This is a genomic window from Streptomyces sp. NPDC049597, assembly GCF_040675505.1.
Lineage (GTDB): Bacteria > Actinomycetota > Actinomycetes > Streptomycetales > Streptomycetaceae > Streptomyces.
Map to the genome: position 1 here is coordinate 95,422 of NZ_JBFAOY010000008.1, position 14,079 is coordinate 109,500.

The following is a 14,079-nucleotide window of genomic DNA, read 5'->3' on the forward strand; positions in this document are numbered from 1 at the left end:
TCGCGGGCGGGGTCGCGCCAGCCCTGTGGACGACCGGGCGGCCGCCGTCGGCGGCTGCGCCCGCCGTCAGTGGGCGGTCCATCCGCCGTCGAGGGACAGGGAGGTGCCGGTGATGAACGAGGCCTGCGGCGAGCAGAGGTACAGGACGGCCTCGGCGACCTCGTCGGTCTCGATGAGGCGCTTGATCGCCGAGTCCTTGAGGAGGACGTCGGTCAGGACGCGGTCCTCGGGCAGGGAGTGTGCGGCCGCCTGGTCGGCGATCTGCTTCTCGACCAGGGGCGTGCGCACATAGCCCGGATTGACGCACACCGACGTCACTCCGTGGGGTGCGCCTTCGAGGGCCGCGGTCTTGGACAGCCCCTCCAGTCCGTGTTTGGCGGCCACATAGGCGGACTTGAAGGCGGAGGCCCGCAGCCCGTGTACGGAGGAGATGTTGACGATCCGCCCCCAGCCCTGCGCGTACATGTGCGGCAGCGCGCCCCTGATCAGGCGGAACGGTGCTTCCAGCATGACGGTGAGCACGGTGTGGAAGACGTCCGGCGGGAACTCCTCGATGGGGCGGACCAGTTGCAGTCCGGCGTTGTTGACGAGGATGTCCGCGCCCGCGGCGGCGGCCTCTGCGGCGTCGAGGTCGGTGAGGTCGAGCACCCGCGCCTCGACGGCGCCGGCGAGTCCGTCGGCCCGCTCCACCAGCGCGGCCAGCCCCTCGGCGTCGCGGTCGACGGCTCTGACCTTCGCGCCCGCGGCCGCGAGCCGCAGCGCGCAGGCGTGGCCGATGCCGCCCGCGGCACCGGTGACCAGGGCGGTGCGGCCGCCGAGGTCGAGGGAGACGGAGGGCTCTGCGGGACCTGAGGTGAGGGGCGCGGTCATGTGTGCACCCTAGGCAGCGATCACTCCCCCACCGATGTGGTCAACGCCCATACTTCACTGCTCGATGGTGGGGTGGAACCATGCTGGTCCCTCGGTCAGCGCCTGCTTGATCCGGAACAGGGCGAACTCCTTGAGTTCCGGCAGCGAGTCGACCGGGAACCAGCCCACCTCGAGCGACTCCTCGTCGTTGACCCGGGCCTCGCCGCCGACCGCCCGGCAGCGCATGGTGATGTCCATGTACTGGCAGCGGTCCCCGTTGGGATAGGTGACCGGCTCGGGCAGCGCCTGCACGAGGACGACCCGCTCGGCGACGCACCGTACGGCCGTCTCCTCGAACACCTCGCGCTCCGCGGTCCTGGCCGGCTCCTCCCCCGGCTCGGGGATGCCGCCGATGACCGACCACTTGCCGGTGTCCGCGCGTCTGCCGAGCAGCACGCGCCCCTCGTCGTCGAGCACGACGGCGCTCACCCCCGGCAGGAGCAGCAGCTGGTGGCCTGCGGTGGCCCGGATGTCACGGATGAAGTCAGGCGTGCCCATGCCCGCGACCCTAGCGGGCGGCCCCCGGTGCCGTCCGGAGACGTCAGGAGCCGGCGCCCTGCTCCACCGCAGCGGCCGCGCGCCCGCGCCGTTCGCGTACGGCATCGGTGACGGCCTTGCCCACAGCGGCGGCCGCGAGGAGCAGCAGGGCCACCTCGGGCCAGACGCCGAGCCGGGTGGCGGGCGTCAGGGAGGAGCGCAGCGGCACCTCGGCGACGAGCGCGTCGGGCGTGAACATGCGCGTCTCCTGGACGATCTCGCCGTCCGGCATGATCACGGCGCTGACGCCGCTGGTCACGGGGACGACGACGGACCGGCTGTGCTCCACGGCCCGTACGCGCGACATGGCCAGCTGCTGGTAGGTCATCTCGCTGCGGCCGAAGGTGGCGTTGTTGCTGGGGACGGAGATGAGCTGGGCCCCATGGGTGACGGTGTCGCGGGCCGCGTCGTCGAACGCCGCCTCGAAGCAGGTGACGAGCCCGACCCGCGTTCCCGCCAGGTCGAAGACGCCGACCTCCTGCCCCGGACCGAAGTCGCGGCTGACGCGGTCCACGTCGGAGTTGAGCAACCGTACGAGCGGACGCAGCGGGATGTACTCGCCGAACGGCTGGACGTGGCGCTTGTCGTAGGTGTCGACGGGGCCCCGGCGCGGGTCCCACTCGATCAGCGTGTTGCGGAGCGTGCCCGTCTCCGGGGTGAGCACGGCGCCGACGACGGTCGGGACGCCGACGGCCCTGACGGCGTCGTCGATGACGAGGCGGGCGTCGGCGTTGCGGTAGGGGTCGAGGTCGGAGGAGTTCTCCGGCCACAGGACGAAATCGGGTTTGGGCACCTTGCCCGCCGCCACGTCGTCGGCCAGCTGCTCGGTGCGCCGCGCGTGGTTGTCGAGGACCGCCCGGCGCTGAGCGTTGAAGTCGAGACCGAGGCGCGGCACGTTGCCCTGGATGGCGGCGACGGTGGCGGTGCCGTCCTCGGCGGCGTCGTCGACGAGCGGCCGGGCGCACAGGGCTCCCACGAGCGGCAGCACGAGGGCCAGCAGCGCGGCGGCCGCCGTCCCGCGCCGCACGGCGGCGGTGCGGCGGCGCGCCGCCACCTCCCGCACCGTTGCGTACAGTCCCAGTCCGCACAGCACGACGGCGAAGCTCAGCAGAGGAGTGCCGCCGACGGCGGCCAGCGGCAGGAAGAGACCGTCCGCCTGCCCGAACGCGATCTTGCCCCAGGGGAAGCCGCCGAACGGCATCCGCGCGCGGGCCGCCTCTCCGGCGATCCACACCGCCGCGCCCCACACCGGCCACGCGGGCAGGCGCGAGACGGCCGCCATGCCCACACAGGTCACCGCGACGAACAGCGCCTCGACGGCGGCGAGCGCCAGCCACGGGACCGCGCCGACCTCCTCGCCGGTCCAGACGAGCAGGGGGAGCAGGAAGCCGAGGCCGGTCAGCCAGCCGAGGCCCAGCGCGGCCCGCGGCCGCCGCCCGCGCAGGGTCCAGCCGAGCAGCGCGAACGCGGGGAGAGCCAGCCACCACAGGGGCCTCGGCGGGAAGCTCAGGTAGAGCAGCGCCCCGGACAGGGCCGCGGCTGCGGGCCGTACGAACCGCCGTATCCGCGGGCGGCCGGCCGCGCGGGCGGGCTGCGGGGTGTCGACTGGGGTGATGGTGGCGCTCACGTGCCGGAGTCTACGGCGGTGCCCTGTGTGTCCGGCAGCGCGGTCACCGTGCGCGACGGGGACGGCACGACCGTGCTCCACGCGATCGGCCCGGGTTCAGACCTGCGACAGGGGGTCGGTGTTCGACCGGGTGAGGCGGTCCCGGATGACGCGCACGGCCGTCTCGGCGTTGTCGACGGTCACCGTGAACGTGTCGCCGCACGCCAGTGTCACGACCACTCCCTCGCCCCGCCGCACCACCCACGCCGTCCCCTTCTCGGGGCGCCAGCGGCAGCCCCAGCCGCCCCATTGGTGCGGGGTGACCTTCGGGTCGTAGTCCGCCTGTACGACCTCGCTGAGGAGGATGCGCTTGCGCGGCAGGCCCACATGGCCGCAGCGCACCTCGAGGGCCTCCCGGTCGATCGTGACTTCCAGGTGGACGAAGGCCAGGGTCCCGTAGAGCATCAGCAGGCCCGCCGCGACGCACCCGATCACCGCCATCAGCAGGGCCGTGATACTCGCCTCCCAGTTGGCGGAGACGGCGAGCTTGATGCCGAGCGCGAGGCAGGCCGCGCCCGCGGCCGCGAGCACCCACTGCAGGCGATTGGTCGCCCGGCCGGTCCAGACTTCGGGAAGGGGCTCGACGGTGGGCCCCATGTGGCGGAACTGGTGCCTCATGTGAGGAGGGTACCCAGCATCCTCGTACACAGCACCGTCCGGGCGTGACGGAGGGTAGTGACGACTGGCGGGCGGCACGCCGGCCGGCCGACGGGGCGGCGGCTCAGAGCGCGGGGGTGACCGCCTGGAGCAGGCGCCCCTCGGCGTAGGCGAGGGCGGCGGGAGGCAGCTCGGCCTCCCGGCCGCTGAGCAGCACCGTGAGCCGGCCGCGGGGCTCGGCATCGGGCGCGGGGAGGGCACCGCTGCGGCGCAGGGCCTGGGCGGCGACCGCGTCCGCGGAGCCGTGGAGGGCGAGGGCGTCCCCGTCGCCCTGGGCGGCGACGGCCGCGCGGATGCGGTCGCCGACGAGTTCGTAGTGGGTGCAGCCGAGGACGACGGCGCTGACGTGAGGCGGGGTGATGGCGGCCGCTGCAGCGATCGCCCGGTCGATGGCCGCCTCGTCCGCGCTCTCGACGGCGTCGGCGAGACCGGGGCAGGGGACCTCGGTGACGTCGACGGCGTGGGCGAAGTCCTCGATGAGCCCGCGCTGGTAGGGGCTGCCCGTGGTCGCCGGGGTGGCCCAGATGGCCACCGGGCCGCCGCCTGCCGCGGCGGGCTTGATGGCGGGCACGGTCCCGACGACGGGGAGGTCCGGCTCAAGCTCCGCACGGATCGCGGGCAGAGCGTGCACCGAGGCGGTGTTGCAGGCGATGATCAGCGCGTCGGGCCGGTGGGCGGCCGCCGCGCGGGCCACGGCGAGCGCGCGCTCGGTGACCTCGTCGGGCGTACGGGGCCCCCACGGCATGGTGTCGGGAGCCGAGGAAAGGACCAGATCCGCGTCGGGCCGCAGTCGGCGTACGACGGCGGCCGCTGCGAGGAGGCCGATCCCGGAGTCCATGAGCGCGATCTTCACCCGGTCACCATAGTCGACCGCCGCTCCGGGCCCGCCGGCGTGGGGCAGACTGCGGCGCATGAGCGCCCTTGCGTGGACCGCCCTCGGATCGCTGGCCGCGTGGTGCTGGCTGCTGCTCGGCCAGGGCTTCTTCTGGCGCACCGATCAGCGCCTGCCCCGGAGCGAGGACCCCGGTGTGTGGCCCGACGTCGCCGTCGTGGTGCCCGCGCGGGACGAGGCCGCGGTCCTGCCGGACAGCCTGCCGTCCCTGCTGGGCCAGCGGTATCCGGGCCGCGCGGAGATCGTGCTCGTGGACGACAACAGCGGCGACGGCACCGGCGAGGTCGCGCGCGCTCTCGCCGAGCGGCACGGCGGGCTGCCGCTGCGGGTCGTGACGCCGGGAGAACCGGAGCAGGGCTGGACCGGGAAGCTGTGGGCGCTGCGGCACGGGATCGCCCTGGCCCGGGCGAACGATCCCGAGTTCCTGCTGCTGACGGATGCGGACATCGCCCACGAGCCGGACAGCCTGCGCGCGCTGGTGGCCGCGGCCCACGGGGACGGCGACGCCGGCACGGGCGGGTACGACCTGGTGTCCCAGATGGCGCGGCTGCGCGTCGAGAGCGGCTGGGAGCGCCTGGTGGTCCCGGCGTTCGTCTACTTCTTCGCCCAGCTCTACCCCTTCCGCCGGATCAACACGGCCGGCGCGCGGACGGCCGCCGCGGCCGGCGGGTGCGCCCTGCTGCGCACCGCCACCGCGGTGCGGGCGAACGTCCCGGCGTCGATCCGGCATGCGGTGATCGACGACGTCTCGCTGGCGCGCGCGGTGCGCCGCGCGGGCGGCCGGATCTGGCTGGGTCTCGCGGAGCGGGTGGTCAGCGTGCGTCCGTATCCGCGGCTCGCGGACCTGTGGCGGATGGTGTCCCGCAGCGCGTACGCGCAGCTGCGGCACAACCCGCTGGTGCTGGCGGCCACGGTGGCGGGGCTCGCCCTGGTGTATCTGGCGCCGCCCGTCGTGCTGACGGCCGCGACGGCGGCGGGCGACCCGGTGGCCGCGTGGACGGCCGGACTCGCCTGGGCGGTGATGGCGGGGACGTACGCGCCGATGCTGCGCCACTACCGCCAACCGCTGCTGCTCGCGCCCGCCCTGCCGTTCACCGCGCTGCTGTACCTGCTGATGACCGTCGACTCGGCGGTCCAGCACCACCGGGGCCGGGGCGCGGCCTGGAAGGGGCGTACCTACGCCCGGCCCGAGGCCGCGCCGGAACGCTGAACACCCGCCTCGCGGGCCTCATTTCCTGCCCGGCGTCCAGTTCATGCCCCAGCCGTAGGCGTGGTCGACGGTGCGCTGGGGGCTGACTCCCCTCTCGGGCACGAGGAAGCGGGCCTCGCGCTGGACGACGAGGTCCGATCCGGTGTTCGTGATGAGGGCGAGGGCGCAGACCGTGGAGGGCACGGTGCACTCGCCGAGCGAGAAGTCGATGGCGGCGCCGTGCTGGGGCTGGAGCGTCACCGTCGCGTCGAGGTCGGCGAAGCTCCGCGCGCCCTCGTAGATCGTCACGAAGATCACGACCCTGCGCAGGGCGCTCTTGTGGTCGAGGTTGACGGTGAGGTTCTCGCCGGGGGTGCCGCCGGTGCGGTCGTCGCCGTCGAGGTGGATGTACGGCGGCTGGTGCAGGGAGCCGAAGGCATTGCCCAATGCCTGGACAACTCCCTTGCGTCCGTCGGTGAGTTCGTACAGGGCGCACAGGTCGAGGTCGAGGTCGCCGTGCATGGCGACGGCGCGGCCGAGCTTGGCGCCCCAGCCCTGGAACTGCTTGCGCACCTGCCAGCTCAGGTTCACGCGCATCGCTCCCGAGGTGCCGCCCTGCTTCGTCAGGGAGACGGACGGGGCCTCCTTCGTCAGGGTGACCTTGGTGAGCCGTACCGGGGCCGGGGGCACTGCGGGCGGGGCGGGAGGGGCCGGCGGCGGAGCCGCGACGGGCGGCGCGGCTGCGTGCGCCGGGGCGTGCGGCGGCGCGGCCGCGGCGGGCGCCTGTGGCCGGCGGGGCTCGTCCACAGTGATGCCGAAGTCCGTGGCGAGGCCCTCGAGTCCGCTGCCGTACCCCTGGCCGACCGCGCGGAACTTCCAAGCCCCTTGACGCCGGTAGAGCTCGCCGAGCACGAACGCCGTCTCGACGGTGGCGTCCTGGCTGTCGTAGCGGGCCAGCTCGTCGCCGGACGCCGCGTCCAGGACGCGGATGTGCAGCCCGGGCACCTGCCCGAAGGCGCCGCCGTCGGCAGACGCGGCCAGCACGATCCGGTCGATGGTGGCCTCGACGCGGTCGAGATCGACGGCGACGACGTCGGTGGCGGCGCCCTGACCGGTCCGCTTCCCCTCGTGGCGCACGGCTCCCGAGGCGTGCGCGGGCTGGTTGTAGAAGACGAAGTCGGCGTCGGAGCGGACCTTTCCACCGGCCAGGAGAAGCGCCGAGGCGTCGATGTCCGGAACGCCCGGCCCCGGCCGCCACCCCAGTTCGACGCGGACGCGCTGCGCCCCCACCGCGGTGTTGGCTCCCTTAAGCATCGACATGACCGCCCCCGTCACCGGTTCCTGCGCCCGGAAGTTCATTCATCGTCAACCTATTCCGCATACGTCCACCTGATCGTGCCCGACCCGTCGGTAACCCTCTCCACGCTTGCCCTTTACATGAAGACGAGACGCTGGTGCGACCGTTTTTGCCTGATTCGCTCGAATTGGGGATCCATGGTCACTCAGCGCTGTCGAAACAACCCTCTTATCGGGCTCCCCAACCAGCACATCGTGGGCTTAACTTATGTGCCATGACCTCCCCCCGCGCCACCTACGGCGGCGGTTACTACTCCGCGCCGTCGTTCCCCGACACCCCGATCTACGACTCTCTGGTCGCGGAGCGGGGCACGCCTCAGATCGCACCGATCCGAGTGCCCGCCGCGTACGACACCGGCAGCAGCTACCTGCCGGCGCTCCCCGCGGCCCTGCCCGCCCTCCCGGCGGCACCGTCACCGGCCCCTGCCTACGGCTACCCGCAGCAGACGCCGCAGCCCGTACCGCTGCAGCACGCGCCCGCGCCGTACATCCCGCAGCAGGCGTCGGCGCCCCGCGGGTACGCCGGTTACGCCGGCACGCCGTACCAGGGCCAGCCGCAGCAGCCGCGTCCGGTCGCCACCGGGTACGAGGCCATGCGCCCGGCCGCGGCACGGCCCGCGCCGTCGCCCGCGCCGTACGACGACCCGTACAACCGCCCGTATCAGGGACGGGGGTACTGACGGCACAGTGACGCAGCCGGTGACGGCGCGCCCCCGGGCCAGGCCGCGACGCGGCACGCCACGCAGGGAGCGCACCGCAGCCGGCATGTCGGTGGCGGAGCCGCGGGGGATGCGGGGAGACCACTGGTGGAACCCCGGCCGACTCGTCGGCCGGGGTTCTCGTGCAACGGGGCGGTCCACGACCGGAGTCGGCCCTGCGCCGAGACGCCGCCGGGGCACTGTGCCGGAGCGCCTCGCCCAGGTGCGCCCGCGTGCCGCCGGTGCACCTCGCCGTACCGGACATCGGTCCACCCGCTCCCCTTGAATGCCGCTGAATGCCGCCGAGCCCTCCGGCACCCGATCTGTGGAAATCGCCTTCCGGCGGGAACCGTTCGCGCAGCGCCCTGCGTTGGACTGATCGCGAGGACGTCCTCGCGACGGGCACGGGGGCCGACGGAGGGGACGTTGCTCTCTCATCGCGCGACCCTCGCTCGTTCCGGGCCGTATCGGGCTGTCACGGACACAGGAGGGGGTGGCGAGCAGTGCGAGCAGCAGCGGGAATCTGGCGCTGGCGGCACAATCCCCTGCGCCGTGCGACGGACCTCGCCGAGGCGTGGGTGGCCCTCGTCGCGGCGCTTGTCCTCGTCACGGCCGCCCCGGTCGTCGGCTGGATCACCGGCACGCTGACGGACGAGTCGCTGCGGCAGTCCGTGCGGATCCAGCGCCAGCAGCGCCATGCCACGACGGCCACGGTCCTGGGACCGGCCACCGTGGCGGGGCCCGCGGCCTTCGACCCCGAGTCCGCCGCCGCGAGCGAGCAGCGCCGAGCGGTGGCGGCCGAGTGGACGGCGCCCGACGGCACCCGCCGGACGGGGACCGTGACGACGTATCTGCGGTCCGCGCGCACGGGCGCCACGTTCACGCTCTGGACCGACGGTTCGGGCCGCATGATTCCCCGCCCCATGGATCCCGGCACGGCCCGCGGGCACGCGGCGCTCGCCGGGATCGGTGCCGCCCTGGCCTTCGGCCTGCTCGTTGAATGCGCCCGACGGATCGTGCTCTGGCAGCTGGTGCGGCGCAGATTCGCCGACCTGGACCGCGCCTGGGCCGCGGTGGGTCCGGACTGGGGACGGGCCGGCGCCGGCAGCTGACCCGCCGGTCCCGTCAACTCCCGTCCGCCGCTCGCGCTACGGTGGTGCGACCCCCACGCGGGGTGCGGGACGCGTCCCCGTCAGCGGCGCGGCGATGCACGAGAACACGAGGTGGGGGCTAGGCAGCGCCATGGCACAGGGCACGGTCCAGGTGACGCACACCGGCACATCGCGATGGCGGCGCCGCACGGGTGAGTACGCGTCGCTCGCCGCTGCCCTGGAGGCCGCCGGCGACGGCGACGTCCTCACCGTGGCCCCGGGGACGTACCGCGAGAATCTCGTGGTCCAGCGGGCGGTGACGCTGCGCGGGCCGGAGGGCGCGGTGGGCTCGGTGCGGATCGCTCCGGTGGACGGAGTGCCGCTGACCATACGCGCGTCCGCCACCGTCCAGGACCTGCACGTGGAGGGCCAGGACTCGGCGGCCCCCGCGCTGCTCGTGGAGGACGGCACACCGGAGCTCACGGACCTGCGGATCGTGACCCGTTCGGCGGCGGGCCTCGAAGTGCGCGGTGCCGCACGGCCCACCGTGCGCCGCTGCACCGTGGACAACCCGGCCGGTGTCGGCATCGCCGTACTCGACGGCGCGAGCGGCGTGTTCGAGGAGTGCGAGGTGGTCGCCGCCGGTCAGTCGGGGGTGTCGGTGCGCGGCGGGGCGCACCCCCGTCTGGACCGGTGCCGGATCCACCACTCCTCCGGCGCGGGCGTGACGGTGACCGGTGAAGGCACCGGCCTGGAGGCCGTCGGCTGCGAGATCTACGAGGTCAAGGGCAGCGGGGTGCAGATCGCGTCGCGAGCCGCCGCGCACCTGACCGACTCCTCCGTGCACCGCACCACCTCGGACGGTGTCACGCTCGACACGGACGCGGTGCTGACCCTCTCCGACTGCGACATCCACGACATCCCGGAGAACGCGATCGACCTGCGGTCCCGTTCCGTGCTCACGCTCACCCGCTCGACGGTGCGCCGCTTCGGGCGCAATGGCCTGTCCGTGTGGGACCCGGGCACCCGGGTGGACGCCAACCAGTGCGAGATCCACGACAGTACGGGCGACTACCCGGCGGTCTGGGTCAGTGACGGCGCGACCGTCGTGCTCGACTCCTGCCGTGTGCACGACGTCCCGGACGCCCTGTTCGTCCTGGACCGCGGCTCGCGCGCCGACGTCGTCGACAGCGATCTCTCCCAGGTGCGCAACACGGCGGTCTCCGTGAGCGACGGCGCCACCGCCCAGCTCGACGACTGCCGTATCCGCGAGGTGTCCACCGGCGCCTGGTTCCGTGACCACGGCAGCGGCGGCACGCTGAACGGCTGCACGATCGACGCGGCGCAGACCGGCGTGATCGTGACCAAGGGAGCGGACCCGCTGATCGAGCGCTGTTCGGTCACCTCGCCCGCCGAGGCCGGTTTCTACGTGTCGGCGGAGGGCCGGGGCACCTTCCGCGGCTGCCGGGTGACGGGCAGCGGTGGTTACGGCTTCCACGTCATGGACGGCTGCCGCACGATGCTGAGCCGCTGTCGCACGGAGCGCTGCGCGCGCGGCGGTTACGAGTTCGGCGAGGACGACGGACCGGTCATTGAGGACTGCACGAGCGACGAGAGCGGCACGGTGCGGCCCGGCGCCGAGCGCGCCGTGGCCGTGCTGACCCCCGCGCCGCAGTCCCCCGGCCTGCTCTCGGCCCTCCCCGCGGCCCCGGGCGCCGCTCCCCCGGCCGCCGGCGAAGGAGCGGGGCCGGCCGTGCCCGCCGACGAGCCGGCGCGCAGCTCCGCAGCCGTCCTCGGCGAACTGGACGCGCTGGTGGGCCTGGACAGCGTCAAGCGCGAGGTGCGCACCCTGACGAACATGATCGAGGTGGGCAGGCGCCGGCAGGAGGCGGGGCTCAAGGCCGCCTCCGTGCGCCGCCATCTGGTCTTCACCGGCTCCCCCGGCACCGGCAAGACGACGGTCGCCCGGTTGTACGGCGAGATCCTGGCCTCGCTCGGGGTCCTGGAACGCGGCCATCTCGTCGAGGTGTCCCGGGTGGACCTGGTCGGCGAGCACATCGGTTCGACGGCCATCCGCACCCAGGAGGCGTTCGAACGGGCGCGCGGCGGTGTGCTGTTCATCGACGAGGCGTACGCGCTGTCGCCCGAGGACTCCGGCCGCGACTTCGGCAAGGAGGCGATCGACACCCTGGTGAAGCTGATGGAGGACCACCGGGACGCGGTCGTGGTGATCGTCGCGGGGTACACCGCAGAAATGGAGCGCTTCCTGACCGTCAACCCCGGGGTGGCGTCGCGCTTCTCACGGACCATCAAGTTTCCGGACTACGCGCCGGAGGAGCTGCTGCGGATCGTCGAGCAGCAGGCCGAGGAGCACGAGTACCGGCTGGGCGAGGGGGCGGCGGAGGCCCTGATGAAGTACTTCACGGCGCTGCCGAAGGGGCCGGCCTTCGGCAACGGCCGTACCGCGCGGCAGACGTTCGAGTCCATGGTGGAGCGGCACGCGGTGCGGGTGGCGGAACTCGTCGAGATGAGCACCGACGACCTGAGCCTGCTCTACTCCGAGGATCTGCCGGACCTGCCCTGAGGGGCTGTCCGGCGGATCAGGCCGGACAGCCCTCGCGGCGCGGTCAGGGTTCGGCCCTGGCCTGCGCGGGCACGGCGGGGGTCAGCCGGTCGAGCAGATGCGCGCGTTCCTTGGCGAACGCCGGGTCGGCCTGGTAGTCGGAGTGGCCGAGGATCGGCTCCGGCAGCGGGTAGCGGCCCGAACGCCCGTGGACCAGTGGGTCCTTGAGCGCGTCACGGTCGACGTCGGGGTGACCGCCCGCGGCAGGCACCAGCACCGGCCCGCCGATGGGGTCGGTGGTCCGCCACAGGTTGCGCCAGCAGTCCATCTGGCTGTTGAGCTCCCGCAGCGCGGCCGGGCCGAAGTAGGCGGGGAACCAGCGGCCGTAGAGCCTCTCCAGCGGTGATCCGTACGTCAACAGGGCGACGCGGCGGCGGGTGGCCTCTGGCAGCTGCCACACGGCCGCCGCGGCGAGCACACTGCCCTGGGAGTGTCCGGAGATGACGAGGCGCCCGCCGCTGCGCTCCGTCCAGGTGCACATGCGCCAGGTGAGGTCGGGCACGGCCCGCTCCGCGTAGCAGGGCGGCGCGAACGGGTGGGCGGCCCGCGGCCAGAACGTGCCGACGTCCCACAGGATGCCGATGGTCCGGCGGGCGGACGCGTCGCGGTAGGCGCGCCGTCCCATGGTGACGAACAGGAGGAAGGCGAACCCGACGAGCCAGGAGCCCAGCGCCTGGGCGGCCTCGGCGGTGGATTCGGTCAGGCCGTCGCTGTCGCCGAACGCGCGGCCCGGCACCTCCCCGCTCACCCAGGCGCCGACGACGGCGCCGATCCCGAGCAGGAGCGTGGCCCCGGCAAGGAGACCGACCAACAGAGGTGCGTCGTCGGTCAGTCGGGCCCGGGCACGGGTGCCGGCGATCCGCCGGGTGCGGACCGGATCCGGCCGGTCCTCGCGGTACTCGGCCTCGACGGCGGGGCCGAGGCGGCGCCCGAGGATCCAGGTCCGCACAGCGAGGGCGAGTGTGGGCAGCAGCAGCACGATCAGCAGCGCCGGTATCACGGCCGCCTGCCAGCTGAGCAGGACGGGCGGGCCGGGAATGGCGCCGTGCTCGTCCATGCCGGGCGTGCCGGGCCCGTCGAGCCAGTCGGCGACGCGCTGGGCCACGCCGCCGGTCATCACGCCGCCGAGCGCGCAGGCGAGCATGGCGACGGCCGGCCCGCCGAAGCCGTGGAGCACGGCGCGGGGGTGGCGTGCCCGGCGGTGCAGCCGCGGGGCGACCACGGCGAGGGAGACGACGAGCGCGCCCTGGGCGAGGGCGATCACCCGGAAGGTGACATCGCCGGGGAGTGTCGCGGCCGACTCCCAGGAGGGCCGGGACCAGGCGGCGTAGAGGAGCGCGAGGGCGAGCAACGCCAGTGCGGCGCCGGGGAGACAGCGTACGGTGGCCCGGTCGAGCCGCGCGTCGACCCGTCTCTCGCTGCGCCCCCTGCGCAGCACCACCCACAGCACCGTGGCGCCGGCGAGAGCCAGTGCGGCTTCCAGCAGTACGCCGCAGACCTTCAGCAGGGTGTCGTCCGCCGAGCGGTCGTGGCGGGCGGCGGCGCCGGCCACCGCGGCGGCGACGGTCAGGAATCCGGCCGCGGTGTGCGCGGCGCGCAGACGGGCGACGAGCCTGCGGCCGTACCAGAAACCGGGCCTGCCGAGCGCGGGCCGCACGAAGGGCCTCGGCGGCCCGGAGGCCTCCGAGCGGGACACCTCCTCGTCGTCGGAGTCGTCGTCGGAGTCGTCGTCGGGGTCGTCGGAATCGTCCGAGTCGTCCGGGTCGTCACCGTGATCGGCGTCGACGCCGGGGACGCATCCGTCGGCGGCGGTGGGCGGCCGCTGGGATTCGTACGCGCTCCAGGTGCGGTTGGACAGGTACCACAGCAGCACCACGAGCGCGGTGGGCACCACGGCCGCGAGCGCCAGCCGCCGACCCGGCTGGGACCACCAGCCGCCCTGCTCGGCCGACAGGAATCCGAGCCAGGCCCGTTCCCCGCTGCACGCGGCCGAGCCCGCGCACTGCCACGCCAACAAATCCAGCGCGACCTCGCAGGCCGCGGCCGTCAGAAGAACCGTGAGACTCAGCGCGACGAGCCGCACCAGTGCGCCGTACAGGCGGGTCGTGCGCCGGCTGCCCTTCGCCTTGGGACGCATCCAGTGGGCGAGGTTGGCGACCATGAACGGGAGCAACAGCAGCCACAGGGCCCGCGCGCCGTTGCCGGAGGTGAGGTTGGACCAGCAGTACGCCTCGGGGACGGGCCGGTCGAGGTACTCCTCGGGGTGCTGCTCGGCCTGGGCGTCGTCGGCACGCCGGTACACGGCGGCCTTGTCGTCGCCGGTGATGCGGACGGTACGCGGGTCCTTGAGCATGTCCTGCGGAGTGGCTCCGCCGACGCCGTGGACCAGCAGCTCCAGCGCGGGCCCTTCGTCATGCGGTGCCGGGGTGGCAGGGGACACTGAGGTGACTCGCTCTCTCGT

Annotated in this window: 11 protein-coding genes; 4 read left to right on the forward strand and 7 right to left on the reverse strand. The window is 73.8% G+C overall.

Annotated features, from left to right (window positions below; translation table 11 throughout):
- Positions 1–66 precede the first annotated feature (66 nt).
- The 5 genes from AB0K02_RS12115 to AB0K02_RS12135 all read right to left on the reverse strand — a co-directional run bounded on the left by AB0K02_RS12115 (position 67) and on the right by AB0K02_RS12135 (position 4,622).
- Entirely contained in the window at positions 67–870 is an 804-nt protein-coding gene (locus AB0K02_RS12115) for a 3-hydroxybutyrate dehydrogenase (RefSeq protein WP_365992271.1), read from the reverse strand.
- 54 nt (positions 871–924) lie between these two features.
- Positions 925–1,407, reverse strand: a complete 483-nt coding sequence (locus AB0K02_RS12120; RefSeq protein ID WP_365992272.1) for an NUDIX domain-containing protein — start codon at positions 1,405–1,407, stop codon at positions 925–927.
- A gap of 43 nt (positions 1,408–1,450) precedes the next feature.
- A complete protein-coding gene (gene lnt, locus AB0K02_RS12125; RefSeq protein ID WP_365992273.1) occupies positions 1,451–3,073 on the reverse strand; it encodes an apolipoprotein N-acyltransferase in 1,623 nt (540 codons plus the stop codon).
- A 96-nt stretch (positions 3,074–3,169) separates the two neighbouring features.
- Positions 3,170–3,730 carry a hypothetical protein gene (locus AB0K02_RS12130; protein WP_365992274.1) on the reverse strand — a complete coding sequence of 187 codons (561 nt, stop codon included), beginning with the start codon at positions 3,728–3,730 and terminating at the stop codon, positions 3,170–3,172.
- Between the two features lie 103 nt (positions 3,731–3,833).
- Complete coding sequence (locus tag AB0K02_RS12135) at positions 3,834–4,622, reverse strand: aspartate/glutamate racemase family protein (RefSeq protein WP_365992275.1); 789 nt, start codon at positions 4,620–4,622, stop codon at positions 3,834–3,836.
- 58 nt (positions 4,623–4,680) lie between these two features.
- Here AB0K02_RS12135 and AB0K02_RS12140 point away from each other — a divergent pair, with 58 nt between their 5' ends.
- Complete coding sequence (locus AB0K02_RS12140; protein ID WP_365992276.1) at positions 4,681–5,871, forward strand: glycosyltransferase; 1,191 nt, start codon at positions 4,681–4,683, stop codon at positions 5,869–5,871.
- An 18-nt stretch (positions 5,872–5,889) separates the two neighbouring features.
- On the opposite strand, the gene AB0K02_RS12145 is transcribed toward AB0K02_RS12140, so the two are convergent.
- The gene (locus tag AB0K02_RS12145) at positions 5,890–7,170 is read right to left on the reverse strand and encodes a TerD family protein (protein WP_365992277.1); all 1,281 of its coding nucleotides are present in this window, start codon (positions 7,168–7,170) and stop codon (positions 5,890–5,892) included.
- A 251-nt stretch (positions 7,171–7,421) separates the two neighbouring features.
- Between AB0K02_RS12145 and AB0K02_RS12150 the strand changes: the two genes are divergently transcribed.
- The 3 genes from AB0K02_RS12150 to AB0K02_RS12160 all read left to right on the forward strand — a co-directional run bounded on the left by AB0K02_RS12150 (position 7,422) and on the right by AB0K02_RS12160 (position 11,579).
- Entirely contained in the window at positions 7,422–7,886 is a 465-nt protein-coding gene (locus tag AB0K02_RS12150; protein WP_365992278.1) for a DUF6643 family protein, read from the forward strand.
- A gap of 521 nt (positions 7,887–8,407) precedes the next feature.
- Positions 8,408–9,016: a hypothetical protein gene (locus AB0K02_RS12155; RefSeq protein ID WP_365992279.1), complete on the forward strand. Its 609-nt coding sequence runs from the start codon at positions 8,408–8,410 to the stop codon at positions 9,014–9,016.
- A 130-nt stretch (positions 9,017–9,146) separates the two neighbouring features.
- Positions 9,147–11,579, forward strand: a complete 2,433-nt coding sequence (locus AB0K02_RS12160; protein WP_365992280.1) for a right-handed parallel beta-helix repeat-containing protein — start codon at positions 9,147–9,149, stop codon at positions 11,577–11,579.
- Positions 11,580–11,622: 43 nt separating this feature from the next.
- On the opposite strand, the gene AB0K02_RS12165 is transcribed toward AB0K02_RS12160, so the two are convergent.
- On the reverse strand, positions 11,623–13,971 hold the full coding sequence (locus tag AB0K02_RS12165; protein ID WP_365992406.1) for a hypothetical protein: 2,349 nt from the start codon (positions 13,969–13,971) through the stop codon (positions 11,623–11,625).
- Positions 13,972–14,079: the final 108 nt, after the last annotated feature.

What these genes read in the sequence shown, in the direction of transcription:
- AB0K02_RS12115 (WP_365992271.1), bottom strand. Translation starts at nt 870, where the DNA reads ATGACCGCGCCCCTCACCTCAGGTCCCGCAGAGCCCTCCGTCTCCCTC.
- AB0K02_RS12120 (WP_365992272.1), bottom strand. Translation starts at nt 1,407, where the DNA reads ATGGGCACGCCTGACTTCATCCGTGACATCCGGGCCACCGCAGGCCAC.
- AB0K02_RS12130 (WP_365992274.1), bottom strand. Translation starts at nt 3,730, where the DNA reads ATGAGGCACCAGTTCCGCCACATGGGGCCCACCGTCGAGCCCCTTCCC.
- AB0K02_RS12140 (WP_365992276.1), top strand. Translation starts at nt 4,681, where the DNA reads ATGAGCGCCCTTGCGTGGACCGCCCTCGGATCGCTGGCCGCGTGGTGC.
- AB0K02_RS12145 (WP_365992277.1), bottom strand. Translation starts at nt 7,170, where the DNA reads ATGTCGATGCTTAAGGGAGCCAACACCGCGGTGGGGGCGCAGCGCGTC.
- AB0K02_RS12150 (WP_365992278.1), top strand. Translation starts at nt 7,422, where the DNA reads ATGACCTCCCCCCGCGCCACCTACGGCGGCGGTTACTACTCCGCGCCG.
- AB0K02_RS12160 (WP_365992280.1), top strand. Translation starts at nt 9,147, where the DNA reads ATGGCACAGGGCACGGTCCAGGTGACGCACACCGGCACATCGCGATGG.
- AB0K02_RS12165 (WP_365992406.1), bottom strand. Translation starts at nt 13,971, where the DNA reads ATGCTCAAGGACCCGCGTACCGTCCGCATCACCGGCGACGACAAGGCC.